The 26,103-nt window shown below is 57.0% G+C and carries 26 protein-coding genes; 11 read left to right on the top strand and 15 right to left on the bottom strand.

Annotation, left to right across the window (positions count from 1 at the left end; all coding sequences use genetic code 11):
• Positions 1-77 precede the first annotated feature (77 nt).
• The 6 genes from M7R55_RS04260 to M7R55_RS04235 form a co-directional block, all read right to left on the bottom strand.
• Entirely contained in the window at positions 78-800 is a 723-nt protein-coding gene (locus M7R55_RS04260; protein WP_298218809.1) for a c-type cytochrome, read from the bottom strand.
• Positions 801-964: 164 nt separating this feature from the next.
• Entirely contained in the window at positions 965-1,807 is an 843-nt protein-coding gene (folP, locus tag M7R55_RS04255; protein ID WP_298218807.1) for a dihydropteroate synthase, read from the bottom strand.
• Positions 1,808-1,830: 23 nt separating this feature from the next.
• Positions 1,831-3,795, bottom strand: coding sequence for an ATP-dependent zinc metalloprotease FtsH (ftsH, locus tag M7R55_RS04250; RefSeq protein WP_298218805.1), 1,965 nt, complete (start codon positions 3,793-3,795; stop codon positions 1,831-1,833).
• 66 nt (positions 3,796-3,861) lie between these two features.
• Complete coding sequence (gene rlmE, locus M7R55_RS04245) at positions 3,862-4,485, bottom strand: 23S rRNA (uridine(2552)-2'-O)-methyltransferase RlmE (protein WP_298218803.1); 624 nt, start codon at positions 4,483-4,485, stop codon at positions 3,862-3,864.
• A gap of 128 nt (positions 4,486-4,613) precedes the next feature.
• Positions 4,614-5,057 (bottom strand): copper chaperone PCu(A)C, encoded by a 444-nt coding sequence (locus tag M7R55_RS04240; protein ID WP_298218801.1) that lies wholly within the window; start codon positions 5,055-5,057, stop codon positions 4,614-4,616.
• Complete coding sequence (locus M7R55_RS04235; RefSeq protein ID WP_298218799.1) at positions 5,054-5,773, bottom strand: SCO family protein; 720 nt, start codon at positions 5,771-5,773, stop codon at positions 5,054-5,056. The genes M7R55_RS04240 and M7R55_RS04235 overlap by 4 nt, the downstream gene beginning before the upstream one ends.
• 221 nt (positions 5,774-5,994) lie before the next feature.
• On the opposite strand from M7R55_RS04235, the gene yhbY reads away from it, so the two are divergent.
• The 5 genes from yhbY (at position 5,995) to M7R55_RS04210 (ending at position 10,103) form a co-directional block, all read left to right on the top strand.
• Positions 5,995-6,315 carry a ribosome assembly RNA-binding protein YhbY gene (yhbY, locus tag M7R55_RS04230; RefSeq protein WP_298218798.1) on the top strand — a complete coding sequence of 107 codons (321 nt, stop codon included), beginning with the start codon at positions 5,995-5,997 and terminating at the stop codon, positions 6,313-6,315.
• Positions 6,316-6,333: 18 nt separating this feature from the next.
• Complete coding sequence (gene aat, locus M7R55_RS04225; protein WP_298218796.1) at positions 6,334-7,017, top strand: leucyl/phenylalanyl-tRNA--protein transferase; 684 nt, start codon at positions 6,334-6,336, stop codon at positions 7,015-7,017.
• A 213-nt stretch (positions 7,018-7,230) separates the two neighbouring features.
• Complete coding sequence (locus M7R55_RS04220; RefSeq protein WP_298218794.1) at positions 7,231-9,213, top strand: monovalent cation:proton antiporter family protein; 1,983 nt, start codon at positions 7,231-7,233, stop codon at positions 9,211-9,213.
• Between the two features lie 84 nt (positions 9,214-9,297).
• Entirely contained in the window at positions 9,298-9,531 is a 234-nt protein-coding gene (locus tag M7R55_RS04215; RefSeq protein ID WP_298218792.1) for a hypothetical protein, read from the top strand.
• Between the two features lie 245 nt (positions 9,532-9,776).
• Positions 9,777-10,103 (top strand): cytochrome c, encoded by a 327-nt coding sequence (locus M7R55_RS04210; RefSeq protein ID WP_298218790.1) that lies wholly within the window; start codon positions 9,777-9,779, stop codon positions 10,101-10,103.
• 60 nt (positions 10,104-10,163) lie between these two features.
• On the opposite strand, the gene nadC is transcribed toward M7R55_RS04210, so the two are convergent.
• A complete protein-coding gene (gene nadC, locus M7R55_RS04205; protein WP_298218870.1) occupies positions 10,164-11,018 on the bottom strand; it encodes a carboxylating nicotinate-nucleotide diphosphorylase in 855 nt (284 codons plus the stop codon).
• A 459-nt stretch (positions 11,019-11,477) separates the two neighbouring features.
• On the opposite strand from nadC, the gene phoB reads away from it, so the two are divergent.
• Both phoB and phoR read left to right on the top strand, forming a co-directional pair.
• Positions 11,478-12,170, top strand: a complete 693-nt coding sequence (gene phoB, locus M7R55_RS04200) for a phosphate regulon transcriptional regulator PhoB (protein WP_298218788.1) — start codon at positions 11,478-11,480, stop codon at positions 12,168-12,170.
• 120 nt (positions 12,171-12,290) lie between these two features.
• The gene (gene phoR / locus M7R55_RS04195) at positions 12,291-13,595 is read left to right on the top strand and encodes a phosphate regulon sensor histidine kinase PhoR (protein ID WP_298218786.1); all 1,305 of its coding nucleotides are present in this window, start codon (positions 12,291-12,293) and stop codon (positions 13,593-13,595) included.
• A 58-nt stretch (positions 13,596-13,653) separates the two neighbouring features.
• Here phoR and M7R55_RS04190 read toward each other — a convergent pair whose 3' ends face one another.
• The 8 genes from M7R55_RS04190 to M7R55_RS04155 form a co-directional block, all read right to left on the bottom strand.
• A complete protein-coding gene (locus tag M7R55_RS04190) occupies positions 13,654-15,093 on the bottom strand; it encodes a sigma-54 dependent transcriptional regulator (protein WP_298218784.1) in 1,440 nt (479 codons plus the stop codon).
• 28 nt (positions 15,094-15,121) lie between these two features.
• Complete coding sequence (locus M7R55_RS04185) at positions 15,122-16,759, bottom strand: HAMP domain-containing sensor histidine kinase (protein ID WP_298218782.1); 1,638 nt, start codon at positions 16,757-16,759, stop codon at positions 15,122-15,124.
• A 39-nt stretch (positions 16,760-16,798) separates the two neighbouring features.
• On the bottom strand, positions 16,799-17,050 hold the full coding sequence (locus M7R55_RS04180) for a PP0621 family protein (RefSeq protein WP_298218780.1): 252 nt from the start codon (positions 17,048-17,050) through the stop codon (positions 16,799-16,801).
• A gap of 79 nt (positions 17,051-17,129) precedes the next feature.
• A complete protein-coding gene (msrA, locus tag M7R55_RS04175) occupies positions 17,130-18,380 on the bottom strand; it encodes a peptide-methionine (S)-S-oxide reductase MsrA (RefSeq protein WP_298218778.1) in 1,251 nt (416 codons plus the stop codon).
• 214 nt (positions 18,381-18,594) lie between these two features.
• On the bottom strand, positions 18,595-19,482 hold the full coding sequence (locus M7R55_RS04170) for a glycosyltransferase family 2 protein (protein ID WP_298218776.1): 888 nt from the start codon (positions 19,480-19,482) through the stop codon (positions 18,595-18,597).
• Positions 19,483-19,557: 75 nt separating this feature from the next.
• Positions 19,558-20,478, bottom strand: coding sequence for a ProQ/FinO family protein (locus M7R55_RS04165; RefSeq protein WP_298218774.1), 921 nt, complete (start codon positions 20,476-20,478; stop codon positions 19,558-19,560).
• Positions 20,479-20,524: 46 nt separating this feature from the next.
• On the bottom strand, positions 20,525-20,995 hold the full coding sequence (locus M7R55_RS04160) for a hypothetical protein (RefSeq protein WP_298218772.1): 471 nt from the start codon (positions 20,993-20,995) through the stop codon (positions 20,525-20,527).
• A gap of 16 nt (positions 20,996-21,011) precedes the next feature.
• The gene (locus M7R55_RS04155) at positions 21,012-22,262 is read right to left on the bottom strand and encodes an MFS transporter (RefSeq protein WP_298218770.1); all 1,251 of its coding nucleotides are present in this window, start codon (positions 22,260-22,262) and stop codon (positions 21,012-21,014) included.
• Between the two features lie 81 nt (positions 22,263-22,343).
• On the opposite strand from M7R55_RS04155, the gene M7R55_RS04150 reads away from it, so the two are divergent.
• From M7R55_RS04150 to M7R55_RS04135, 4 genes are all read left to right on the top strand, one after another.
• Positions 22,344-22,634 (top strand): YcgL domain-containing protein, encoded by a 291-nt coding sequence (locus tag M7R55_RS04150; RefSeq protein WP_298218768.1) that lies wholly within the window; start codon positions 22,344-22,346, stop codon positions 22,632-22,634.
• Between the two features lie 67 nt (positions 22,635-22,701).
• On the top strand, positions 22,702-23,118 hold the full coding sequence (locus tag M7R55_RS04145; protein ID WP_298218766.1) for a hypothetical protein: 417 nt from the start codon (positions 22,702-22,704) through the stop codon (positions 23,116-23,118).
• Positions 23,119-23,237: 119 nt separating this feature from the next.
• Complete coding sequence (gene aroB / locus M7R55_RS04140) at positions 23,238-24,359, top strand: 3-dehydroquinate synthase (protein ID WP_298218764.1); 1,122 nt, start codon at positions 23,238-23,240, stop codon at positions 24,357-24,359.
• Positions 24,360-24,388: 29 nt separating this feature from the next.
• On the top strand, positions 24,389-25,855 hold the full coding sequence (locus M7R55_RS04135; protein ID WP_298218762.1) for an SPOR domain-containing protein: 1,467 nt from the start codon (positions 24,389-24,391) through the stop codon (positions 25,853-25,855).
• Positions 25,856-26,103 lie beyond the last annotated feature (248 nt).

Raw genomic sequence — 26,103 nt, 5'->3', positions numbered from 1 at the left:
CCCAAACAAAAAAACCGCCTAAACAAAAGGCGGTTCATAGAGACAACACCACCCCGAGGAGGTGGCGACCAACACAATTACTCGGTCTGAGCCATGTTGTTGTCGGCGCCTTTCACATTCATTTGCGAAATGTAAGCGGCCAAGTCGCGGATCTCTTCAGGCGTCAGGTATTTCGCCTGTGCGTTCATGACGTAAGAGTAAGGGCCCAGCTGCTTGCCAGATTTGTACATTTCCAGCATGGAAGAGGTTGCTGAAACCGGCAGGCCAGAAAGCTTCGGCGCGTTCAGGAGTTTTCCACCCTCGCCCTCCGCACCGTGACACACGGCACAGCTTGAGAACAGCGCATGACCAAAGCCGATGTTGGCATCTGCCTTGATCATGTTCGCCGCAGGCGCCGCAGCAGCAGCAGCAGGTGCCGCAGCAGCAGGCGCAGCGGCAGCTTCAGCGCCCCCACCGAGGGTGGCGATATAGGCGGCGAGGTCGGCGATATCGGCTTCAGACAGGTTGGCGGCCTGAGGCGCCATGGTGCCATAGCGTGCGCCGCCCAGATTATGAGCCTTCAGAGTTGCCATATCGCCTTTTTTGAAGGCAGTAAGGATGGTTTCGGCATCCGCTGCGTTCAACTTCGTTAACGACGGGAAAGCCCCCCCGTTACCTTTTCCATCCGCGCCGTGGCAGGCTGCGCACGTTGCAAATTTTGTTTTACCCGCAGCAGCATCTCCTGCGGCCATTGAAACCATGGGCTGAATCATCAAACCGCCCAACATGACAGCCAATAGCGAACGACGCATCATTTTCATAGTTACTCTCTCGTTTTTATCATGACAATTTGAACGCAATGCACTCTAACAGGCAAAAATCGATCAAATACCCCCGACTGCGTAAAATATCAGAGAACCCTAATAGGGAACAACCGGATGCGACTTATGCATCAATAAATAAATATATGGTAACGACGTTGAAATCAAAATTGATGCAGACAGGTCGCCCGATACAGCCGGAGCCCGTCTCTCGTCGCTGCCACATCGTGGACGCGAACGATGTCCGCCCCGCGCTCCATCGCCATCACAGCAAGCACAACGCTTCCAACCGCCCTATCGGAAACAGCCCGCCCCGTCACCTCACCGATCATTCTCTTTCGTGAAAGTCCGACAAGGATGGGCATGTTCCTGGACTGGAATTGGTCTAACCGAGCAAGAAGTTCGAAATTCTGCTCGGTAGTTTTCGCAAAACCGAAGCCAGGATCGAGCATCAGATGGGCTCGAGGGATACCCGCCTCTATCGCTGCATTCACCCGCTCATCCAGTTCTGTCAGCACATCAGACACCAGATTTTCGTACTGACACAGGCTGTTCATCGTCGAGGGTTCGCCCCGCATGTGCATCAAACACACCATGACACCCGAAGCCTGCACGGCTTGCCGGGCCGCTTCCAACGCCCCCGGACGGACCAAAGCCCGCACGTCATTGATAATGGATGCACCCGCTTGTGTCGCAGCGAGCATCACCTCAGGCTGACTGGTGTCGATGGAAACAGGCAGATCGAAACGAGCCCTGATCGCCTCGATCACCGGCACGACACGATCAAGCTCCTGCCCGACGCCAACCACTTTGGCACCTGGGCGTGTCGACTCGCCACCCACATCGATGATATCGGCACCCTCCGACTGTAGGGTCGCTACAGCATCAATCACCTTGTCGATATCAATTTTCTCGTGCCGAAAAAAAACACCCCCGTCCGAAAAGGAGTCAGGAGTGATATTCAAAATCGACATGATGCGAGGCGACTTCTGATGAAGCCGCGACATGAACGAATCCTGCATGGGCAAAATCAGTGCTGGTTCGCCGGGCCACCAACAGCATCAGCTGGGGGTGCAGATTTATCCGCCTGAGGAATGGATTCTTCAGGTTTGGCCTCAGACACAGTCTCTCCGCTTGCCGGCGGTGTCTTGCTGCCCGAATCAGAGCCAGTACCCCAATCAGCAGGTTCACGAACCGGTCGGCGGGCCATTAAATCGTCAATCTGGGCCACGTCGATCGTTTCGTACTTCATCAGGGCACCAGCCATCGCATGCAGAATGTCGATGTTATCCGTCAACAACTGATGGCAACGCTGGTAATTGCGGTCGATGATAAGGCGTACCTCTTCGTCGATCACACTGGCGGTACTGTCAGAAATGGTACTGCCCGGTACGGCCCGGCCAAACATGGGATCGCCGTCTTCCTCTGAATAGGCGAGAGTACCGAGTTTGTCCGACATACCCCACTTGGTGACCATGTTGCGGGCAATTTCGGTCGCACGCTCGATGTCATTGGAAGCACCCGTCGTTACGGCTTCCGCGCCGAAAATCAGCTCTTCGGCTATACGCCCACCAAACAGGCTGGAAATATTCGATTCGAGCTTGCGTTTAGAGTAGCTGTAACGGTCTTCATCCGGCAGGAACATGGTGACGCCCAAGGCACGACCGCGCGGAATGATGGAGACCTTGTAGACAGGATCATGCTCGGGCACCAAGCGGCCGACAATCGCATGGCCTGCTTCGTGATAGGCGGTGAGTTTCTTCTCGGCCTCGCTCATCACCATCGATTTGCGCTCGGCACCCATGATGATCTTGTCTTTGGCGCGCTCCAGATCCGCCATGACCACTTCGGATTTGTTCGCACGGGCGGCGTACAAGGCCGCCTCATTCACCAGATTGGCGAGATCGGCACCGGAGAAGCCCGGCGTCCCCCGTGCAATCAGGTTGGGAACGATGTCGGCAGCGGCCGGCACCTTACGCAGATGAACCTTGAGAATCTGTTCACGCCCCCGCACATCGGGCAGGCCAACCACGACCTGGCGGTCGAAACGGCCCGGACGAAGCAAAGCCTTGTCGAGTACGTCTGGGCGGTTCGTCGCCGCAATGATGATCACGCCTTCATTGCCTTCGAAACCGTCCATTTCGACCAGCAACTGGTTCAATGTTTGCTCACGCTCATCGTGTCCGCCACCCATACCGGAGCCACGATGGCGCCCCACCGCATCGATCTCGTCGATGAAGATGATGCAGGGAGCCTGTTTCTTGGCCTGCTCGAACATGTCACGAACGCGCGACGCACCGACACCGACGAACATTTCAACAAAATCGGAGCCGGAGATCGTGAAGAACGGCACTTTGGCCTCACCCGCAACCGCGCGCGCCAACAGAGTTTTACCCGTACCCGGCGGACCGACCATCAGCACACCACGCGGCACCCGCCCACCCAGACGCTGGAACTTGCCCGGATCGCGCAGGAAATCGACCAATTCCACCACATCCTGTTTGGCTTCATCGGCACCGGCGACGTCGTTGAAGGTCACCTTGACCTGATCCTCGCCCAGCAGACGTGCCTTGGACTTACCAAAACTCATGGCACCCCGGCCACCGCCGCCCTGCATCTGGCGCATGAAGAAGATCCAGATGCCGATCAACAACAGGAACGGGAACCACTGGATGAAAATCGTCATCAACAGGGACGGACGTTCTGGCGGCACGGCATCGATTTTGACGTTGTTGCTCAACAGATCACCAATCATCGCTCGATTATCGGTTTCCGGACTGTAAGTCTGGAACGTGGCGCCCGAGCTGGTTTTGCCGGTAATGGTCTTGCCTTCAATAATCACCGAATCGATGCTTCCACCCTTCACATCGCTCAAAAACTGCGAGTAGCTCATCGGTTGAGTCGCTGTAGAGCGCGAGCTGAAGCTGTTGAACACGGTCATCAGGACAACCGCAATCACCACCCAGACGAGAATATTTTTCGTTAAATCGTTCAACACGCCACCTCTGCATCACATTGACGGGAAGCCATACCCCGGCAAATAAAATTTATAGCCTCAACCTTATACCACGCGCTTGCCGCGCGCCACCAAATACACTTCACGGGAGCGCGGACGTGATGCCTTGGGCTTGCGCACCACGACACTCTTGAAGGCGCTCCGGGTATCCTTCATGAGCGCATCGAAGCCTTCGCCCTGAAAGACTTTAGTCACAAAGGCCCCCTCAGGCTTGAGCATGTGATGACAAAAATCCAGCGCGAGTTCCGCCAGATACATGGCACGAGGAATATCCACCGTTTCCACACCGCTCATGTTCGGTGCCATGTCTGAAATGACAAGATCGACCGGCGCTTCACCGAGCAACGCTGTAAGACGCGCCAGCACTTCTTCAGCAGAGAAATCACCCTGAATGACGGTTGTATGGGCAAAATGATCCATAGGCAAGAGGTCGAGCGCAAAAACATGCCCCCGTTCACCGACAACCTGCGCGGCATATTGCGTCCACCCACCGGGCGCGGCGCCCAGATCGACCACCCGTTGGCCTGGTTTCAGAAATCGGTCCCGCTCATTGAGTTCCTTGAGTTTGTATACTGCACGCGAGCGATAACCCTCACGCTGAGCGCGCATCACAAATTCGTCACGAAAGTGTTCAGCCAGCCAACGCTGACTGCTATTTGACCGGGCCATAGGCTCCCCTGATCGTCGAATAATCGATCATTATCGCCCGAAGCGGGGCATTCACCAAACCGGAATACATAAAAAACCGACTGTCGAAAGCCGGTTTTGCATCGCGCCGGATATATGGTTCAGGTTGATCAGTGCTTCATCATGCCTGGCATCGCAGGCCGTTTTTTTACCGGCACCATGATCGTTTCATGCGAGCCGTCTGCAAACGTGAGCGTCACTGGCAGTGAGTCACCCGCCTGCAACCGTTTCTCCGGTTGGATCAACATGATGTGATAACCACCGGGTGCCAGCCTGGTTTCGCCATGGGCGGGCACAATGATCTCTGTCTGCTCGATCATTTTATGCATGCCATTAACTTCGATCGACTTGTGCAACTGGACGAGTTTGAAGCCCGGCGCTTCGGCTTTGACCAAGGCTTCAGGCTTGTCGGTCTGGTTATTCAAATTGAGAAAAACTGCGCTCGCCATTGCTCCGGGGGGTTGCTCGGGAATCCAGGCATCGGAAATCACGGGCGCCGCAAACGCACCGCCACTTATAGCCATAAACACTGAACCCACTAACATTCGCTTCATTGCACCACCTCTTTGAAAAATCGAACCAAAGCCTGATCTATCGCCGCCGGATCATGCGGTGATGGCAAAATGGCGACCATCTTGCCATCAGGGGAAATCAACCGATACGCGGTATCGTGATCAATTTCATAACTCATATCACCGGGAGTGTGCGCCGAGATTCGGTACCCCGCCTTCATCGGTTTGGTGACTTTATCGATCATCGACCGCATCCCCGTCATCCCCATGAACTGCTTATCGAAATAATGAACGTACTCATTGATCCGCTTGGGCGTATCCCGCTCGGGATCCACGGACAAAAACACAATCCGCCACTTCACGCCGGGCAATGACTGCTGCAACTTCGGCAACAACCCCGCCAAAGCGGTCAGTTCGGTCGGGCACACATCGGGACAGAAGGTGTACCCGATGTAAAACAGCGTCCAATGCCCCTTGAATAATTCCGGTGTCTTGACCGGCCCGTTTGCCGTCATGAATTCGGCAGACGGGACAACGACAGGAGATTCCAGCGAACGTATCACCAGCAAATCCTTCGGCTCGAAAGCGGACAGCCGCTGGATATCGACTGCACGCTCATTGATCGAGCCACGCTGATTCTGGTCGCCACAAGCCGAAATTCCGAACGAGACAAACGCACCCAAGGCCAGCAGCGCCAGAAAACGCACCAACACCAGAGACACATGCGGGAATCGACACCCAGAACCAGCGTGCAACATGAAATACCCCTTTCCGAAGACAATTAATCCATCACCACAACCACAGTTACTCCACGCCGGGAATCGATTGGTTAAAAATGATTAAACCGTTAATATGCCCCCTATCGGGCACCAGTCACAATGTGTGATTTCACACACTTTTTCCTTTTGACTGCTTCACTTTGGTTTTATATATCCTCGGTACTCGGATACCGGTTCCATTTTTCACCAGCAAGATCAGCATGGCTCTCACAAATAAACAAAAACAGTTTCTGCGCGCACAGGCCCACCACCTCAACCCTGTCGTACTTCTTGGTCAACACGGGCTGACAGACGCCGTCATGGCTGAAATCGAGCTCGCACTGACTACGCACGAACTCATCAAAGTGCGTATCCCAGGTCAGGATCGGGATGACAAGAAAGATATGATGCAGCAGATCGCCACCACGACCGGTTCTGAGCTGGTGCAATCTGTAGGGCACATTGCCGTGTTTTACCGCCCCGATCCGGATGGTGCGCGTTTGGCCTTGCCCAAAGCCACTGCCGGATCCAACCGGCGTTGATCGGCTATTGATCAAACGATGATTCTGCCTTTTCTGAGTGAGGGCGAACACGCTGACCCCGACGATTTCCCACCGGTACACCGGGCACTCACGGAACCCAATGGATTACTGGCGGTAGGTGGCGATTTAACCTTGCCGCGCATGGTCTGTGCCTACAAACGCGGCATTTTCCCCTGGTTTGGCGCGGGCGATCCCGTGCTTTGGTGGGCACCTGATCCGCGCACAGTGTTGACCCCAGCAGGCTTTCACCTTTCCCGATCACTCGCCAAATGGCGCCGCCAGCAACGTTACCGAATTACGGTGAATAAAGCCTTCGCAGACGTGGTCGCCGGTTGTGCGGCCCCGCGTTCAGATCAGGACGGCACCTGGATCGTGCCGGACATGTTCAAGGTGTTCATCGAACTCCATGAAGCAGGACACGGATATTCCATCGAAATATGGGATGGCGCGCAATTGGTTGGTGGCCTGTTCGGGGCGAAATTCGGTCGCGCCGCGTTCGGCGAGTCCATGTTCAGCCGGGTGCCGAATGCATCCAAACTCGCTCTGGCGGCCATCCTCATCGATCAGAGCTGGGGCGAAATCGACTTTCTCGACTGCCAGTTCACGACCACTCACCTGTTGAGCCTCGGGGCGGAAGAATGGTCACGAAGCCAGTTCAACAAGCGTTTGGCCACGAGCATTGCGACGCATCAGGGCGATTGACGAAACCCACGCCAGCCGCGATGATCAAGCCCTAACGAATCCGGTACACGCCCGTATTCGTTAGCGAAAAATCAACCACATACGTGATTGATTTGCGGGCAGGACATCCATGTCCCGCAATAACAGGCTGTTGAAATGAGTATTTCATCAGCCTATTACGCCTCCTTGCTTTTCTAACCTGATGACACGTACACCACGATGCAACACGATGCCATGGCCTCATTACTGATTTTATTGATCATCTCGGTCGTCGCCGTGGTGGGGCTTCGTCGTTTGCGCCTGCCCGCAATCCTGGGTTATCTCTTCGTGGGCGTTGTCGCTGGCCCCTACAGCTTGGGCTGGATCGGCGATGTCAAAGACATTCACCTGGTTGCCGAATTCGGTGTGGTGTTCCTGCTCTTCATGCTGGGATTGGAATTCTCCCTCCCGCGACTGATCGCGATGCGCCGGGCGGTCATCGGCATGGGCGGAGCACAGGTATTGACTACCGCCATTGTGACGGGCGTTGCGGCATGGTTGATGGGGTTTTCACCGGCCGCCGCTTTCATATTGGCAGGCGTGCTGACCGTCTCGTCCACTGCAATCGTCATCAAGCAACTGGGTGAACAACTGGAAGTCAACAGCCGCCACGGCAACAACGCCGTGGGTGTTCTGCTGTTTCAGGATCTGGCCGTCATCCCCTTCCTGATCATCATCCCTGTTCTGGGCGTGCAAGCGGGCGCATCCAACAGCACGGCACAGATCAGTCTGCACATCGCCCTCACCATCGCAGCGGGGATTGCGGCGGCGGCTGTGCTCTTCTTCGGCGGACGCTGGATTCTGCGCCCGCTTTTCCGGGAAATCGCGCGCGCGCGCTCGGCGGAACTGTTTACCATTGCTGTGCTGCTGGTTGTGTTGGGCGCCGGCTGGTTGACCAATCAGGCCGGACTCTCCTATGAACTCGGTGCGTTTCTGGCCGGTATCGCACTCTCCGAAACGCAATATAAACATCAAATCGAAACGGATGTGCGGCCCTTCCGCGACGTATTGCTCGGCCTTTTTTTCATCACCATCGGCATGATGCTGAACGTACGGGAACTACCGGATGTGTTCGTCTGGGTGCTGCTGTTGCTGGCCCTACTCGTAGTTGTCAAAACCAGCATCGTATTCGTCATCGGGCGAGCCATGGGAGAGGAGCCGGGTGTTGCCCTGCGTACGGGCCTTGTGCTGGCGCAAGGCGGGGAGTTCGGTTTTGCCATGCTTGCCATCACCGCACCGGAGATAATGACCGACTATCAACGGCAGATCGTTCTGGCCGTGGTGATTTTTTCGATGGTGCTGACCCCGATCCTCATCAAGTTCAATGGCTGGATAGCCAAGCACATCGTGCCCAGTTACCAGAAGAACCGTAAGAGTCAGGCAGAATCAATCTCGCAATTCACCAATGAGCTGAGTGGTCATGTCGTGATATGCGGCTTTGGCCGAGTGGGCCAGAACGTCGCTCGCTTACTGCAAAGCGAAGGCTTCGAATATGCGGCCATCGAAATCGATCCGGATATCGTGCAACAGGCCTTGCAGGCCGGCTTGCCGGTTCACTTCGGCAATTCGACCCACGCCGATATTCTCGAGGCCGCGGGGTTGAGCCGGGCGCGGGCACTGGTCATTTCCCATTTGGACGACAGTGCCGCCATCAAGACAACCGAGGTTGCCCGCAGCCTTTCCGAAAACATTCCGATCATGGTGCGCGCACGGACGGACGAACAGATCGATCCTCTGTACGAGGCAGGCGCCACCGATGTGGTTGCCAGTATTTATGAAATGAGCCTCGTACTCTCAGGCAATGTCTTGCGCGCATTGAATGTGCCGGTATCCAAGATTATCCGGCAGATTCAGGAAATCCGGCGGGAAAACTACGCCCCTTTACGACATACCTATGCCGGTAACCGCGCGCGCGACAGCAACGATTTCATTCCGCTCGCACCGCGAACCCTGCGCAACATTTCACTGGTTGAGGGCAGCTACGCCATCGGCCGGACGCTTGAAAGCTGCCTGCCGACCAACAAGACCATTGTGGTCGATGCCATCAACCGTTCTGGTATTCGCGGGGAAACACCGCAAAGCGACACCCTGCTGCAGGAAGGTGACACGCTTACACTGTACGGCGCGCCCGAAGAACTCGATAGCGCCGAACACTTCCTGCTCTCCGGACGGGGATAAATGCCTGGAATAAAACAGGAAGATGTACAACCGTAGAAATGGACGTATCATTGAACACAGTAATGCACGATCAAGGAGCAGGCCATGATCAATTTACACGCCAGTTATACGAATACGCCCATTGCCGACGGCGCGCTTGTCCTCACCGCAAACCAGAACCCGAACTTCAGTTCGGCCCAGACACGCAACATGCCCGTGGAACAGCAAACACCCAACCGCGTGAGCAGCCCGGAACAAGTTGCTGCCGCAGTCAAGAACCCGACTCCAAAGGGCGTTAACGCAAATTCGACAGGCTCCCTGCTCGACGTTCGCGCCTGATAATGGCAAATTAACCACCAACTGTAATACTTATTTCAGCAGGCGGTTAAAGCAGGGCATCGATATCCAGCAGACTGATAGATAAGTTTTATTTGCGCCGCATCCACAGGTGGCTACGCTTGGAGCTGGGTGAAATAAAAATATACCCGGATGAAGACACGCCCAGGAAGATGCAAATAAATCGCCACAGGCTTATATGTGTTGGCTGGAAGTCCACATCAGCCTGATTTCATTGAGGAGCCAAGATGAATCCTATGCCATTCCTGACAAAACACGCTCTGAGCCTGATTTTAGCGGCCTTGGTCTGTAGTACATTTGCCCTGCCTGCTGCGGCCGAAGCGCACGATCCAAGCTGGGGCGCGAGCCTACACGCGCAACACTGCGCGGCCTGTCACGCGGCGCCACATGACGCCGCGTTCTATGAATCACGCCGCGGCGGCAAAATCCAGAACTTCGAGAGCCTGCAAACCAAGGTTCAGTCATGCGCCAACCACTTCAACCTGCCGTGGTTCGACGAAGAGGTCAGTGCTGTCTCGACCTATCTGAATCAGAACTACTACCAATTTGAGTAGTTCTGGTTCGAGTGTCCCCATCATATGGATACACTCTGCGGGCGAGACCGCTAAAAAACGTTAAAGAACTACGAGCCGGTCGGCCAGCGGGTCGAAACGCAACGACAGATCCACGGCGCGAATGTGCTTGGTGATCGCACCGATTGAAATGTAATCAACTCCCGTTTCCGCGACATCGCACACGTTGGAAATATCGACGTTGCCCGATGCTTCCAGCTTCGCTCGCCCGTCGTTCAAAGCCACAGCGGCACGTAGCCCATCCAAGTCGAAGTTATCCAGTAGAATCCGCTCAACGCCCGCCGCCAAAGCTTCCTCGAGCTGGTCGAGGGTTTCAACCTCTACCTCAAGGGGAACATCCGGGTTGATCATGCGACTGGCCTGCACCGCAGCCGTGATCGATCCCGCAGCCATGATGTGGTTTTCCTTGAGCAAAACCATGTCATACAGACCCATGCGATGATTGAAGCCCCCGCCGCAGGTGACTGCGTATTTCTGCGCCGTGCGCAAACTGGGGATCGTCTTGCGGGTATCGAGAATGCGCGCCGATGTCCCGCTGATGGCATCGACAAAGGTGCGGGTTGCTGTCGCAGTACCACTCAGTGTTTGCAGAAAATTCAAAGCCGTACGCTCGGCCGTCAGCAGGGCGCGTGCCGGCCCGTCCAGCCTACAAATGACACTATCTGCCGGGACGGTATCGCCATCACGGTACAGCCACTGAACCAGTGAACGATTCGATACGCGGCGGAACGCGGTTTCTGCCCAGGCTGTGCCAGCCAATATGCACGATTCCCGCGCTACAATCCGCCCCTGCATCATCTGTTCGGCCGGAACGAGTCGCGCAGAAACATCACCGCCGCCCATATCTTCGGTCAGCGCGCGCGTTACATCATCTGCTATCTGCTGGGAATCAATCATCACTTCGATTTTTTCGGAATTTGAGGGCCCTTACTGTACCGCTCGGCGCCCATGAAGGCTAGCGCGCTGCACAGGACACCCTTGACTCAAGACACTGGTTGCGCAACACCACCAAGGTCCCCCAGGGAATCTCTGCACGAATCCATCCATGGCTTCATGGGCCTACACCAGCTTTGCGTGCAGAAACACCCGCGCCGGTGGGCTTGCGCCAGCTGAATGTTCGGCAGGCGCAAGCCCGCGTTCACGCCCGGCACGGTTTCAGAAATTAAATGGCTTACGTCATTGTGCGGCAGGGCTTCCGTGCCCTGCACGGGAAGGGCTGCATTTGTGCTGACCTTCCCTAGACACAAACCACCCGATTATCCATCACTTGGATAATCGGGCGGTTTGTCATATTGTCATAATCGTGTCATTCCCTTGCGGTCAAATAGTCATCACCCTGCAACACGAGCATTAACCATGGCACGCAAAACAATTTTGATCGTTGAAGACGAGAAACCCATTCGGGAGATGGTAGCGTTTGCCCTCGGGCGCGCGGGCTACGATCTGATCGAAGCGGGCGATGTATCCGAAGCGTTCGAACAACTGACGCACAAACTACCGGATCTGGTCCTGCTGGACTGGATGCTTCCGGGTGCCAGCGGCATCGAATTCGCCCGACGCATGAAGCGGGATGAACTTACACGGGACGTGCCGATCGTCATGTTGACTGCACGAGGCGAGGAAGAAGACAAAGTCAGCGGCCTAGAGGCCGGTGCCGATGACTATATCACCAAACCATTTTCACCTCGGGAATTGATGGCGCGCATCAAGGCTGTTCTGCGTCGCGCATCACCCGATAGCGAAGGCGGCATGATCGAAGTGGCGGGTTTGCGGCTTGATCCGGAAAGCCATCGGGTGACGGGCGGCAATGTCGATATCGATGTCGGCCCGACCGAATTCCGTCTTCTGACCTTCTTCATGACGCACCCGGAGCGCGTGTTCAGCCGGACGCAATTGCTCGACCGCATCTGGGGCCGCAACGCCTATGTGGAAGAGCGCACCGTCGATGTCCACATTCTGCGTCTGCGCAAGGCCCTGATGCCCAGCGGATTCGATGCCCTGATTCAAACGGTACGCGGCGTCGGCTACCGGCTATCCAGCAAAGCCTGATCGATCGTGCCGCGGAATATACTTAACACTGTCAAACGTCCCGATCGATCCCCCACAGCCCGATACAGGCACCAAGACCGGATATGGCGCCTGAACGCCGCACGCTGGCGGCAGGAATTCATGATGCTTCTGCTCTCGGCTTTGCCGGGTGGGATTTTATTCATGTTTGGTGGCGCAATCAGTTGGGCCGTCGCGCTCACGCTAGGTTGCTACGCCCTCTCACTGCTGTATCGGCTGATGCGCCTGGCGCGCAGTGTCCGGCGTCGGTTCACCAGTCACACAACCTATGGGCTGACCGGCCTGATTCAGGATCGTCAGCGCCGTGTACGCGCCTCTTGGGTTCGGCGACAACGCAAGCTGGTCGATTTATTGAAGCGCTACCATCGCTCCGCCATGTCGGTACCCGATGCGATGGTGGTGCTGACCCCGTTGCGTGAAATCGAGTGGCTGAACGATGCCGCCTGCGATCTGCTGAATCTGACGCAGAACGATGTGGGCCTGCGTATCGACAATTTGATACGCGATCCCACATTCGTGAATTGGCTGGGGGAAGGCGCTTCGGGGCGTGTGCTGGAATTCCAGTCTCCGGGCGATGAGCAGCGGGCGCTGAATCTGCGCATGGAGCCCTATGGCGAGGATCGCAGCTTGCTGATCGGTCGGGACGTGACGGCGCTCTATCGTCTTCAGGGCGTGCGGCAGGATTTCGTGGCCAACGTGTCGCATGAATTGCGCACACCATTGACCGTGCTGGCGGGCTATCTCGAAACGCTGCTCGACAGCGAGGAAGATACGCAGGGTGAAATGTTCCGCATTCTTACCAACATGCACCAACAATCGGAGCGTATGCGTCGCATCGTCGAAGATCTGTTGCTGCTTTCGCGACTGGAAACCTCTCGCCCCGACGAGGAGTATTTCGAGTCCATCGACATGCGCAGTCTGCTCGAAACCGTCGCTCACGACGCACAATTGCTCTCCGGCGCAGAACAGCATCAGATTCTGCTGGAAGTAGACCCGGGGCTATGGCTGGTCGGCATCATGCGAGAGCTGCACTCAGCCTTGTCTAATCTGGTCTTCAACGCCGTCAAATACACCCCCGGCGGAGGAACAATCACCATTCGCTGGCAGCAAAACGAAAAAAACCAACCCGTTTTTGAAGTGGAGGACACCGGCATCGGCATCGAGCCACGGCATATTCCCCGACTGACCGAACGCTTCTACCGCATTGATGTGGCGCGATCACGCTCACGCGGCGGTACGGGGCTCGGCCTGGCGATCGTCAAGCACGTGATCCTGAGACACGAGGCCAAACTCGATATCACAAGCCAGATCAGCCAGGGCAGTGTGTTCCGGGTCACCTTCCCTGCCTCGCGTGCCGAACGCCATAACACGCCGACAGCGACCGTCGGCATGAAAAACGGCCCGTAAGGGGCATAAGCTTTGGGCTCAACAGTGCAGCGGTTCGAAAACGTAGCCCAGTCGCCGGCTATTCGACGCCCCATTTGGACAACCGATAGCGCAGTTGCCGCAAACTCAGGCCCAATTGCCTGGCCGCCTCGCTGCGATTCCACCGGGTCATCTCCAACGCATTCAACACTTGGCGCTGTTCTTCGGCTTCCAGCGCGCTGCTGGGCGGAGTGACGGCCCAGCTCGTGGACACACTGGCAGCCTGAAACGCAGGCCGGGCAACCTGCTCGATCGAAGGAGTGTATGCGCCGGGATCGGTTAAGGCAGAGACGCCGAGCAGATCACCATCGGTCAGCGCAACCCCGCGCTCCAACAGATTTTCCAATGCCCGGACATTACCTTCAAATGGCTGCTGAGCCAACCAGTGCAAGGCCTCTGTTGTCAGACGGGGTGGGCGGCGGCGTTCCCGCTCGGCCAGTTTATCCAGAATATGGGCACAGAGCGCGGGCAAATCCTCCAGGCGCGCGCGCAGGGGGGGGACGCGCAGCTCGATCACATTAAGGCGGTAAAACAGGTCGTGACGAAATTGTCCGTCGCGCACCGCCGCGTTGAGGTCCTGATGCGATGCTGAGATGATGCGGACATCGATGGGTATTTCGGCTGATTCACCAACGGGGCGCACCTTGCGCTCCTGAATGGCGCGCAGGAGCTTGACCTGCAAACCCAAAGGCAGGTCGGCAACCTCGTCCAGAAACAGGCTCCCACCTTCCGCCGCGCGGAAAAGCCCTTCATGCGCCCTATGTGCTCCTGTAAAGGCCCCCTTTTTGTGGCCGAACAATTCGCTCTCGATCAATTCAGCCGGGATGGCGCCACAGTTGACCGGGATAAAGGGGCCATCGGCCCGACCGCTGAAGGCATGAATCTGACGTGCCACCAATTCCTTGCCCGTGCCGGACTCGCCACAGATGAACACCGGCGCCTGTGAGCGGGCGACCTTTTGAATCGTCTCGCGCAACTGCTGCATGGTACGCGACGGACCGATCAGGGATGGTGCGCCCTCCCCCCGCGCTGAGGATATCGGCCGATCATCCCCAGGCACGGCATCCTCTTGTGCACCGTTTGGTTCTGTTGCCGTGAATTGCGTGTCCGGCGGGTTCGCCTTGAGTGCGTCTCGCAGAAGTCGCTTGAGCACCAGCTGCTCGATCGGCTTGGACACGAAATCGAAGGCACCGGCCTTGAGTGCACGAACAGCGGCATCAACCTGTCCATGCGCCGTGATCACCGCCACGGGCAAGTCAGGAAACCGCTGGCGTATCTCATCGAGCAGATCCAGCCCATCGCCATCGGGCAGGTGCATGTCGGTCAAACAAAAATTGAGTATGTGGCCCAGCTCGGCCAATTGAGCACGCGCGCTGGCCAGATCGGCGGCCAGATGACAGGTCACGCCTTCGCGGCGGAGCGACAAAGCGATTAGCGTGCGGATGTCCAGTTCATCGTCAACGATCAAGCAGGCGGTCATAAACAAAATCCCGGTTCATGAAGCGCCATCATACAGCGCGCGGACAACGGAGCACAAAGCAGGTGCCGTGCGCATCGGCAGCCGCACCCTTTACCGCCGCTTCGACAAAAAGCTGTGCGCCGTTGGACAAAGCAAGCTCTCGGCTGACATACAATCCCAGCCCCACCCCTTCGACATGGGTAGTGAAAAACGGCTCGAACAGCGAACGGGCGGCCGCATCACAAAGGCCAGGGCCACGATCACAAATCCGGAGCACCACGGTTTCCTCTGTGTCGATATCGCAAGTCAGGTTCAAATAGACCATACCATCGGCACTGCGTCCATGCCGTACGGCATTGGTAACAAGATTATCCATGATCTGCCACAAGTGAGCCGCATCAAAAGTCAGTGCACAGTCGGCATCTGCCTGTTCAGGCGCCTGCCAGATCACCGAATTTGCTTCCCAGTAAAGCCGGTGCAGTTTGACAAACTCGTGCAGCCATTGGGCAAAATTAATCCGGACCGGCTGAACCTGCGGCTTGCGTGCCACATCCAGCACCCCTTCGACCAACGTGTTGATTCGTGCACTGTGACGGATAATGATCGGGATCAGTTCGGCGCGTTCCTCATCCGAGGTGGAGTCGGCTAGCAACTCGCTGGCCTGGCGAATGGACGACAGCGGGTTGCGCACCTCATGGGCGATGCTCGCCGTCAACCGGCCCAGCGAGGCCAGCTTGCTCTCCTGCACACGGGCGTCTTCCACGGACAAATCGACCAGAATCACCAAGGCCCGCTGCCCGAGCCCGGTTTCCAGCGGATGGAACTCCGCCCGGAATCGGAGCGGTTCATCACACTCGATGCTGCCGCTGTTTCGCCCGTCATACCAATCCTGCAGGGCCCCCACAAGCGCGGGGTGCACATCCCTCAAGCGCATTTTTACCGGAAATTTCCCCACCGTTTTGCGAACATCACCCTGCCGGCGCGCCGCCAGCAACTGCCGCGCTGCTGTGTTGATATAGTCCACCTCTCCGGCCGGATCACTGATCAAAATGCCATTTGATGAGCGCTCGATGATCTGAACAGCCAAAGTAGACAGGTAATGAATTTCCTCTTCTTTGCGCTGACTCAGGCGCTCCATCCTTTGGACGCGTTGCTCGAAAGTCGCTACCAGAATCGCCACCACGAACAGGGCAAAGCCGAGAAATCCCGCCGCCGCGAACTGACGTTCTTCGTGATCGACCAGAGAGGAAACCATCGTCTCGCCCAGCACCATGATGCTGGCCAAGGCGGCGTAGCCCATAGCGGCCGTGGCGCCCAATAAGACCGCCGACAGGCCGACCGCGATAATCATCAACAGGGCAATGCCGCCACCAGGGCCACCCGATGCGTGCATCACCAACACCAGAACAATGATGTCACCGAACGCGTGCAAATGCGCCTGCGGACGGAAAGGCAGGACATGCAGTTCGAGCAGGAACTCGAAACCCATAGCGAGGACAAGATAACCCCAGGCGACAAAACCGAACAGGTAGGGATCCTGCTGCCCGAAAACCTGTGGTCCCCGGCCGGAAATGGAGGCGGCGACGAGCGCAAAGGCAAGAAAAACACGGTAGGCATTGACGAGACGAATACCCCGCCAGTTGTCGGCTTCGGAACCAGATCTGGTATTGGGGCGAGTATGAATCATTGGGCCTCGATCATTGATGTCGGGTCATGAGTTCGCGAATCACGAATGATCGCTTGAGGAATGCCGATCATGCCATTTCTGGGCATGCTCCCAACTGCAAAAAGAGTGGCCATCGCGCATCACCGCCTTGTTTTTTGCCGTGAACACGCCGCATTCGGCACAGCGGATCGTCTCGAAGGTGTCGAGCGGCTTGTCGCGTGGCAATCGCGGTACCGTGCGTGCACGACGTTTGTATACCACGTAACCGACAATCCCGAGAATGATGACGATCCAGAACAATAATTTAGACATGAAATCTTCACAGTAAAAAATCAGGGCACATACAAGAAGTGCCGCTTATCTTACTGCGTTTGGCCCCGGAACCAGATAGCTAATCCGGTACGAAATTCAGTACATCACCATTGATGCAGTAGCGTTTGCCGGTTGGTGGCGGGCCATCGTCGAAAACGTGGCCCAAATGGATGCCCGAGCTGGCACTGATCACCTCGACACGGTGCATGCCGTAAGCATTGTCCTCTCTGAGCTCGATGGCGCCCGGTAGGGGGTTGAAGAAACTCGGCCAACCGGTGCCGCTGTTGAATTTGGTGTCGCTTCGGAACAAGGGCGCACCGGTAATCGGATCCACGAAGGTGCCGGGGCGTTTTTCGTCCAGATGCGAGCCGGTTCCTGGTCGCTCGGTGCCTTGCTCAAAGGCGATTTTCTGTTGTTCCGGCGTTAACAGGTGAAAGCCGAGCCATTTCCAGAATCGGTCTTTGTCGCCGTTGTAGCCGGTGTATCGGGATACTTCCTTGCCCTGCTCGAACAGCACGATGGTGGGCGTGGCAAACAGGGCTTTCTCCAGCGTCCAGCCCTTGGGCGGATTGGGGTTGAGCGTGGCGACGACCGGCACAGGCGAACGCCAATCGGCCAGCACGTCTTTCTTGAACTGGGCGCAGAACGGGCAATCATGCGCTTCAAACACGATCAGTTGACGATCGGCATTCAAATCCGCCGCAACCAGTTGCGGCGCCGGGACAGAAGCGGCCTGATCACTGCCGGGATAGGCCACGCCGGTACCCCCCAGACCACAGTAGCCGTTCGGGTTTTTCTTGAGGTAGTCCTGATGGTACTCCTCGGCGGTATTGTAATTACGCAACGGTGCAATCTCGGTGGTGATCGTGCCGCGTCCGGCACGCGTCAGGGCTGATTGATACGCGTCTCGCGTTTCCAGTGCGACCGCCTTTTGCGCGTCGTCATGGTAATAAATCACGCTGCGGTAGTTGCTGCCGACATCGTTACCCTGACGATCACCCTGTGTAGGGTCATGGTTTTCCCAGAATTTGATCAGGATGGTTTTCAGGCTCACCTTGGCCGGATCAAAAGTGACCTTGATGACTTCGGCGTGATTCCGCTCATCGAGCGCCCCCCGGCGGATGGCCTGCTCGTCGTTCAGAATCTCGCGATAGCCAACCCGCGCCTTGTCACCGCCCGCATAGCCGGATTCGACATCCACCACACCGGGGATTTCCGACATGCGCTTTTCCGCACCCCAGAAGCAGCCCAAACCCAATACGATTGAGTCGGTGGCCGCGGGGCGCGTTTGACCTGCGCCAGTATCGGCCGCGTAAACATTGCTTGCCATGAATACAATCCCTCCGATCAATAAACCTAACTTTTTCCAGATCTGCTTTCGACTGCTTTGAAACATGACTCGTTTCCCACGTATTTGTTCGTGCTCTGAGTGTAGTTCGATCAACGATGAAATTCCGTTACAGAAATCATACGGGCAGCCTGATGAGAGCGGGCAGAAAAAACGGGGTGATTGGGAAAAGGGCGGAAGTGCCTTTTTTGACAGGCTATTCGTGCCGGGAATCGGGCCGATTGCCGCTGTCCTTGTACATCAACTGCGTGATCTGCTCGGAAACAAGACCAATCAGAAAAATGGTGACCGCTGCGCTCCACAAAAACACCGATGCCAGCGACAAGCGATTGAATTCACTGTAGGTGTACAGGTAATAGCCCAGTCCGACAATGAAATGCAGCAGGGAAACCGGCAGGAACAATTTGAGGGGGGAGTACAGGGTGCCGATCTTGAAGATGATCAGCAAAAAACGGATGCCATCCTTGACGGGCCGAATATGGCTTTTGCCAATCCGCTGGGCTGCCATGATCGGGACATAGGCCACACCATAGCCGGCGCGGAAGAACGCCATTGTGCAGGTGGTGGGGTAGGAGAACCCGTTGGGCAACAAATAGAGAAATTCACGGAATTTATCGGCGCGCACGGCGCGAAAGCCGGAAGTCAGATCTTCGATCTTCTGACCGGTCATCCAGGAAGCCAGCGCATTGTAGAAGCGGTTGGCCAAACCACGACCCACGCTGGCCTGTGAACCGGATTGGCGCGCGCCCACCACCATGTCCAACCCGTCGCCGAGCCGGGCAAGCAAACGGGGAATGTCCGCCGGATCGTGTTGACCATCGGCATCCATGAACACCAGCACCTCGCCGGTCGCGTGACGCGCGCCGGTTTTGATGGCCGCGCCATTGCCCACACTGTAGGGATGCGTGATGACCCGTGCCCCAGCCGCTTCTGCCACTTGGGCCGTATCATCGGTCGAGCCATCGTTGACCACGAGAATTTCTGCATCGGGAAAGGCCTGACGAATCCGACTGACGGTATCTCCCACCGCCCCGACTTCATTCTTGGCGGGCAGGATGATCGAAAGGGCGGTTGAAGCCATCATGGCAGGGGGTTCCTTAAAGGGTCTGATTGAATACAGCGGTCTGTTATCGATCTAATCTGAATGTTAACCGGGCTCTCAACCGGGCTTGCCGAAGTGCTGGGCCAGACGGGCGAGCTTCTCTTCCATACTCAGGTTCTCGGTTGCGGGTGCCGCAGCCTGAGTACCGGGAGCCACCGGTTTGTCTGATCGCGGAGGGCGCGCCTGATCCCGGCGCGGACGGCGCGGGCGCTGCCCTGATGATGCGCCAGCATCTGCATCACGCCCTTTTCCTTCGCTTCCAGTGGCAGGACGCGGTTTGCGGGCCTGCTTGGCACGGGGCGGCTTCTTGCCCTCTGTGGACTCATCTGTAGATTGCTCACCCGAGGCGGCATCTGCCGGATTCTGCGCAGCCTTGTTTTCTTCTTGGCTTGCTTTTTGGCGCGCTTCTCGTTGTTGCTTGATCGCAACGATCTGGGCTTTGGCAAATTCGCGAGCCTTGTCGTCCACTTCCTCGGCAGGTTCTCCGGCGAGCGTGATGCGGTGCGTGTTGTGCACCATGCCGTAGTGGTACGACAACCGGGATGTATAAAATTTGATGCCCGTGCGAATCGCGTGGCTGTTCAAGCCATCAAGTTCAGCCGGACGATTCGCCAGAATCTGCTGCAACACACCGATTGTCAGTGGCTTGACCGAGCGCGGCTCCGCAAAGAAAGCCGAAGGCCAGGCCGCAACTAGGCGGGCGATGACTTCCTGCGGAGGAACCCGCTTTTTGGCGGGTTTATCCGTCTTTTGTTCAGAATCTGTGGGCTCCGAATCCGTCTGCTCCAACCCTGCCGGCATCTGGTCAGCGCTCGGCTCGATCGCATGTTCCACGGGTGTTTCAGATGTCACATCAGCCTCTGCCGATACAGTAGCGTCCGGCGCCGATGCCACGGAGCCGGTCTGATCAAGAGCCAGATCGCGGAATGGGGATTGATCAGCCGCATCAGCAGCAGGGCGGGAAGATTGCTCGGTCATATTCAAAAGCTACTGGCCATAGTACAAGGAAGACAGGATGCGGAGCTTAACGGTTTAGCAAGTCGTACACCACATCGGCGACAACCTGTCCGGCCAAATTGGCGATCACCACGTCGGCACCGACCTGATAATAACGGTATCCGGGCGGCAATGGCTGCAGCCCGCGCACAACCTCGTAAGGCAGTGGGGCATAGGCATACGGCGGTGGCCACGGCGCGCCGCGATAGAGTTTTTTGGCCTGTCCCGGAGGCAAACGATGCGCACCGTGCCCGTGGCGACGATACCAATCCGTGATGTAGTACTGCTCTCGAGTGGTGATTTGGTAGTGATCGTGCCCACGATCCGCTCGCTCGCCACGACGATCATCGCCGCGATCATGATCGTCATCGTGATGTTTATCCGATCGATCCTGTCCGCCAGCCCAAGGTGGCGGGTCGGCACGCGCAACCGTGCTGTCGACACTCACGCTGAACATACTGGCCAAAACGGCCATTAAAACCTGATTTCTCAAACGCATAGCACACCCTCCCGGGTTAATTCGGCGAACGATCCATTTGCTGGATCATCGCCCTAAGTTTGAATAATAACCAAAGCCCGGGCAAAGCGGCGATAAAAGTCAGCACAAAAAAACTGGGCCACCCCAAGGCGGTTACCGTCAACCCCGCAACCGGCCCGAGGTATACGCGCCCCAAGCTGGCAATCGCCGACAACAGCGCAAACTGCGTGGCGGAATAACGGATGTCACAAGCCGCCATCAACAAGGCCACAAAGGCCGCCGTACCGAGCCCGCCCGTGAAATGTTCCAGCGCGATGACCGGCACCATCAATTCCAGACTGGGCGCCACCGCCAGCAGGGCGTAACCCAAGTTAGTCACCGCCTGCAGGACACCGAACACCATCAGTGAGCGGAACAGGCCCAGCTTGATCATCCACAAACCGCCGAACAAACCGCCGACGAGGGTGATAACCAACCCCAGACCGTTATTGATCAGGCCGATCTCGGCGAGGCTGAAACCGGCACCACGAATAAGGAACGTGGTTGAAAGCGCGCTGGCAAAGGCATCACCGAATTTGTACAGCACAATCAGCGCCAGCAAGGCCCAGGCTTCGCGTCGCCCGAATAACTCCCGCAGAGGCTCGACCACCGCTGCCAGCAGGCTCGGTGGCGCCAATTCCAGGGTGTTTTTCTCCGGGGCAATCAAGGTGGCGACGATGCCGATACCCATGAAAACGGCCATCGCCGTGTAGGTGAGCGGCCAACCGAAAAATTGGGCAAAGATCATCGCCAGACTGCCGGCCGCCAGCATCCCGAGGCGATAGGCCATGACAAACAATGCCGCACCGAAACCACGCTCTTCGGGGCTGAGTGTGTCGGTTCGCCACGCATCAATGGCGATATCCTGCGTGGCAGAGAACGTTGCCAACATCAAAGCCAAAAGAGCGAACGGCCAGATCTGGCTTTCTGGTTTCGTGATTGCCATGGCCAGCAGAGTCAATGCAATGGCTACTTGCGCCAGCAACATCCAGCTTCGACGTCGCCCCAGCCAGCGGATGCTGTACCAATCGAGCAACGGCGCCCAGAGAAACTTGAGCGTGTAGGGCAACCCGACCAGCGCAAACAAGCCGATCGTGGACGTGCTGATGTGACTCACCGTCAACCAGGCTTGCAAGGTACCGGAACTCAACAGGAAAGGCAGTCCCGAGGAAAACCCCAGCAACAGAACCGCGAGCTCGGTTCGAGAGGTCAGGACACGGCGAAAAGGGGTTAACCAGGAGATATTCATGCTGCGCATCCTCGCACGAAAAATCGGTTTGCGCTGCATTTGGGATAAACTTGGCCTCGTTCACCACTGAAATAGACCAACATGCACTGCACTATCTACAAAAGCCTGAAAAAAGCCGATTTGTACCTGTTTCTGCCCAAGGGCACCTTGCCGGACACGCTGGACGCGACAATACGGGCACCTTTTGGCCGACTGGAAGAAGTCATGCATCTGGATTTGAGCGTGGATCGGGCTCTGGCCAGGACGGATGCGGCCACGGTTCGCCACTATCTGTCGACGCTCGGGTTTTATGTGCAAATGCCGCCCGGAAGCCAGAACTGGGCACATTGGGACAACCTCAAGGCCGGCATTCCGCGGCCAGTTGGCCTGTAACCCGGCTTCGAGATTCCATCCCACCCTGTTCAATACCCAAGTCCATACTCTTTTAGGAGCCTTCGCCTTGCGACCACTGAGCTTTTTAACGCGTAGTCTCTTTCTGTTGGTACTTTTAGCTCTTGGAGGTTGCCTGTTCAATAACGGCCCCGATAAAGACTCCGTGCGACAGATTCTGCAAGATCAACTCGATCCATCCGGCAAAGTCATCGTGGTCGAACGCATTGACTCCCTCAACGCTGCCGAGCTGAACCACCAATGGACAGTCGACGTCACCGCCACACTGGCCTTCAAACAGAGCGCAGAACAGGTTGCCAAATCACTGCAAAACGCCGACTCAGCCAGCAGTCTGCTGGGGACCGTCGGGCAAATTGGCCTGATGTTGCAGTTCGGTAATTTCAAGCAAGGCCAGACGCAAATCTATCTCACGCGCCTGCAACTCTTGAAAGGGTCCAGCGGCTGGATGCCGGTCGAACGTAAATAATGCCGCTCGACGTCGCTATGATGCGGCTGCCGCGTCCTGCATCTTCCTGATATAGTCCATACCTTGAGGACTGTATCGTACTCGTCCAACTCACTGTCTCCATGAATGAAGGTGATCCCATGCCCGATACGGCTACCGCGTTAATGAACACCGCTCCCCTGGTTGTTGATCTGGCCGATCGCAGTTATCCAATCTACATCGGGGTTGATTTGCTCAAGCAGCCCGAGCTATTGGCTCGACACATTCTGGGCGATACAGCCGTAGTCGTATCCAACACCACGGTCGCACCGCTCTATGCCGACACGCTGATAGCTGGGCTGCGGGCATTCAAGAAAGTCGAACAGATCGTGCTGCCGGATGGCGAGCAGTACAAATCCCTTGAGGTACTCAGCACGATTTTCGATGCACTGGTAGATGCGCGCTGCGACCGCCAGGCCACGCTGATTGCCCTGGGTGGCGGCGTCATCGGCGACATCACCGGCTTCGCCGCCGCCAGCTACCAGCGCGGTGTACCCTTCATCCAAATTCCGACGACACTGCTCTCGCAGGTCGATAGCTCCGTTGGCGGAAAAACCGGGGTCAATCACCCCCGTGCCAAGAACATGATCGGCGCGTTTTACCAGCCCCGCTGCGTGATAGCGGACATCCGCACACTCGACACCCTGCCCGATCGGGAGTTGTCGGCTGGGCTGGCGGAAATCATTAAATACGGCCTGCTCTGGGATGTGGATTTCCTCGACTGGATCGAAGCCAATATGGCCAAACTGCGCGTCCGCGAAGAAACCGCTTTAAAGCATGCCATCACCCGGTCTTGCGCCATCAAGGCCGATATCGTCAATCAGGACGAACGTGAAGGGGGACTGCGTGCCCTGCTCAATCTGGGGCACACCTTCGGCCACGCCATTGAAACCGGCATGGGCTACGGCAACTGGCTGCATGGTGAAGCGGTGGGTGCGGGCATGTGCATGGCGGCGGATCTTTCCCATCGGCTCGAATGGATCAGTGCCGCTGATCTGGCCCGCGTTTATCGCATTGTGGCTGCAGCAGGGTTGCCGACACAAAGCCCGAGCGAGCTCAGTGTCGAAACGATCCGCAGTCTTATGGACAGTGACAAGAAAGTGCAGAGTGGTCGACTTCGACTGGTCCTGATGCACGGCCTCGGTTCGGCGCTCGTCACCGACAAAGCTCCGGAAGAAACCCTGATGGAAACGTTACGACATACCCACGCAACGGCCTCTTAATTGCGACTCTGATTTGAATGGACACCCTCATGAATACCGCGCAGCAACACGCACTCGATCAAGCCAATCTGATCACACAACTGATCAAATACGCCGACCGGACCATCTTGGTCGAGAGCGCATCCGAACCGGAACGACGGGCATTCGTCAAGCTGCTGGACGAACAGCTACCGGATCACATCGACATCCTCGGCCTGAGGGCCAGCCCGACCACCACCCCATCGGCGATCATCACCCTGGTCACTGAAGCGTTGCAACTCTCGCCGGGAATCGAGTCCCCACAAGAACTGGCCACCGCTGCTCACGAAGCGCTTACGGCATCCGAGCGCGTTCTGGTCGTCATTGAAAATGCCCATGTCTGGCTCAACACCCCGCAATGGTCAGAGATGGTCAGTTACCTGCGTGCGGCGCACGACTTCGCAGCAAACCAACTGCTGTTCCTGTTAACGGGCGATATCGGCCTGACCGATCAACTCCGGCTCGAACCCGAACTCTCCGAAATGCAGAGTGATATGCACCCTTGCCAACTGCTTGGAGAAACCCCGCCTTCAACAGAACAAACGCCAGCTGAAGCTCCCACCGCCACAACGGTCCAATCTCTGTTCGTCGACGATCCGGAAGATGGCCGCGGTTTCAATACGTCAGATCACTTCAAACCAACCAAGCGGTTCAGCCCGGCATTACTGATCGTTGCTGGCATCAGCGTAGCCGTTGTTGCCTTCGGTGGCTTTGCCTTGCTCACTCGCTCGACCGATCAGCCAGCCAAACCACAGTCACTGCCACTGGCAACAGAAACCACCGCGACAAGCACACCCACGTCACTGGCCAGCAACGAAATGGCGCAAACAGACAATCCATTGCCGAATGACGGCCCGGTCAGCACACCGGATCTACAGGCTAGCCAAGCCACTGTAGCCCCGGCAACGCCACCGGCCGCCGTTGCGCCCCCGTCAGCAGAAATTGCCCCTGCAACCCGGCCGACGGAAGCTACAAAGCCTGTCGAGCAATCAACCGCCCCCATTGCGAGTGAAGCACCTCACCTGATTCCACCCAAGTCGCAAAAGTTGGCGGGACAACCTGCCACAACCGCAGCGAAGCCATTAGAAAAAGCTGCACCAACACCGGTCAAACCCCCGGCTCCGGTGGCAAAGCCCGGCGAACCCAAACCAGCAGTTAAACCCGTTGCTGTCGAGGGTGTGGACAACGCGTGGTACCGCGCACGGGCGCCGCACCGTGCCGTCATCCAGATGGGCGCGTTCAATGATGAAAAAGCAGCTCTGGGTTTTATCAAACGTCACACATCAGGTGCACACATAACCGACTGGCACCTGTTCTCTCAAACCAAGAACAACCAGGTGCTGTACACCGTTACCGCAGGCGACTTTGCCACCCCGGAAGCGGCGCGTAAAGGCTTGGCCCAACTGCCGACCGTCCTGCAAAAGCTTAAGCCGTACCCTCGGACATTCGCCTCGATTCGCGAGGTTCTCAAGCCCTGACCGAGCAACCGGGTCGGCCCCACCACTCCCGCAGGCTGGCGTAAATTGTCAACCCAATTCTAAAATGTCCCCTTTTTTCCAAAGCTGAAATGTCCCCTTCTGAGTTGTCCTAGCGCGGGGTGGGTGGTGTAGTGTGCGCAGCCTTGCCGATGGGGGAATGACGCCAGATGTGATCGGGAGCCGGCTTGAAAGAGGGCGTTGCCTGCTGCCTGACTTGGGCTGCATCCACCGTCTGGTGCAGACTTTTT

This window comes from Halothiobacillus sp. (genome assembly GCF_027346185.1).
In the GTDB taxonomy this organism is placed as follows: Bacteria; Pseudomonadota; Gammaproteobacteria; order Halothiobacillales; family Halothiobacillaceae; genus Halothiobacillus.
This window is presented reverse-complemented; position numbering and strand designations above follow the sequence as displayed.

Bases quoted from the DNA above. Each gene is read 5' to 3' on its own strand.
- M7R55_RS04240 (WP_298218801.1), bottom strand. From the start codon at position 5,057: ATGAAGCGAATGTTAGTGGGTTCAGTGTTTATGGCTATAAGTGGCGGT.
- M7R55_RS04160 (WP_298218772.1), bottom strand. From the start codon at position 20,995: ATGCGTTTGAGAAATCAGGTTTTAATGGCCGTTTTGGCCAGTATGTTC.
- M7R55_RS04150 (WP_298218768.1), top strand. From the start codon at position 22,344: ATGCACTGCACTATCTACAAAAGCCTGAAAAAAGCCGATTTGTACCTG.
- M7R55_RS04155 (WP_298218770.1), bottom strand. From the start codon at position 22,262: ATGAATATCTCCTGGTTAACCCCTTTTCGCCGTGTCCTGACCTCTCGA.
- msrA (WP_298218778.1), bottom strand. From the start codon at position 18,380: ATGGCAAGCAATGTTTACGCGGCCGATACTGGCGCAGGTCAAACGCGC.
- yhbY (WP_298218798.1), top strand. From the start codon at position 5,995: ATGGCTCTCACAAATAAACAAAAACAGTTTCTGCGCGCACAGGCCCAC.
- phoB (WP_298218788.1), top strand. From the start codon at position 11,478: ATGGCACGCAAAACAATTTTGATCGTTGAAGACGAGAAACCCATTCGG.
- M7R55_RS04190 (WP_298218784.1), bottom strand. From the start codon at position 15,093: ATGACCGCCTGCTTGATCGTTGACGATGAACTGGACATCCGCACGCTA.
- phoR (WP_298218786.1), top strand. From the start codon at position 12,291: ATGATGCTTCTGCTCTCGGCTTTGCCGGGTGGGATTTTATTCATGTTT.
- M7R55_RS04220 (WP_298218794.1), top strand. From the start codon at position 7,231: ATGGCCTCATTACTGATTTTATTGATCATCTCGGTCGTCGCCGTGGTG.
- folP (WP_298218807.1), bottom strand. From the start codon at position 1,807: ATGTCGCGGCTTCATCAGAAGTCGCCTCGCATCATGTCGATTTTGAAT.
- rlmE (WP_298218803.1), bottom strand. From the start codon at position 4,485: ATGGCCCGGTCAAATAGCAGTCAGCGTTGGCTGGCTGAACACTTTCGT.
- M7R55_RS04180 (WP_298218780.1), bottom strand. From the start codon at position 17,050: ATGTCTAAATTATTGTTCTGGATCGTCATCATTCTCGGGATTGTCGGT.
- aroB (WP_298218764.1), top strand. From the start codon at position 23,238: ATGCCCGATACGGCTACCGCGTTAATGAACACCGCTCCCCTGGTTGTT.
- M7R55_RS04165 (WP_298218774.1), bottom strand. From the start codon at position 20,478: ATGACCGAGCAATCTTCCCGCCCTGCTGCTGATGCGGCTGATCAATCC.
- nadC (WP_298218870.1), bottom strand. From the start codon at position 11,018: ATGATTGATTCCCAGCAGATAGCAGATGATGTAACGCGCGCGCTGACC.
- M7R55_RS04235 (WP_298218799.1), bottom strand. From the start codon at position 5,773: ATGTTGCACGCTGGTTCTGGGTGTCGATTCCCGCATGTGTCTCTGGTG.
- M7R55_RS04170 (WP_298218776.1), bottom strand. From the start codon at position 19,482: ATGATGGCTTCAACCGCCCTTTCGATCATCCTGCCCGCCAAGAATGAA.
- aat (WP_298218796.1), top strand. From the start codon at position 6,334: ATGATTCTGCCTTTTCTGAGTGAGGGCGAACACGCTGACCCCGACGAT.
- M7R55_RS04260 (WP_298218809.1), bottom strand. From the start codon at position 800: ATGAAAATGATGCGTCGTTCGCTATTGGCTGTCATGTTGGGCGGTTTG.
- M7R55_RS04215 (WP_298218792.1), top strand. From the start codon at position 9,298: ATGATCAATTTACACGCCAGTTATACGAATACGCCCATTGCCGACGGC.
- M7R55_RS04185 (WP_298218782.1), bottom strand. From the start codon at position 16,759: ATGATTCATACTCGCCCCAATACCAGATCTGGTTCCGAAGCCGACAAC.
- M7R55_RS04210 (WP_298218790.1), top strand. From the start codon at position 9,777: ATGAATCCTATGCCATTCCTGACAAAACACGCTCTGAGCCTGATTTTA.
- M7R55_RS04135 (WP_298218762.1), top strand. From the start codon at position 24,389: ATGAATACCGCGCAGCAACACGCACTCGATCAAGCCAATCTGATCACA.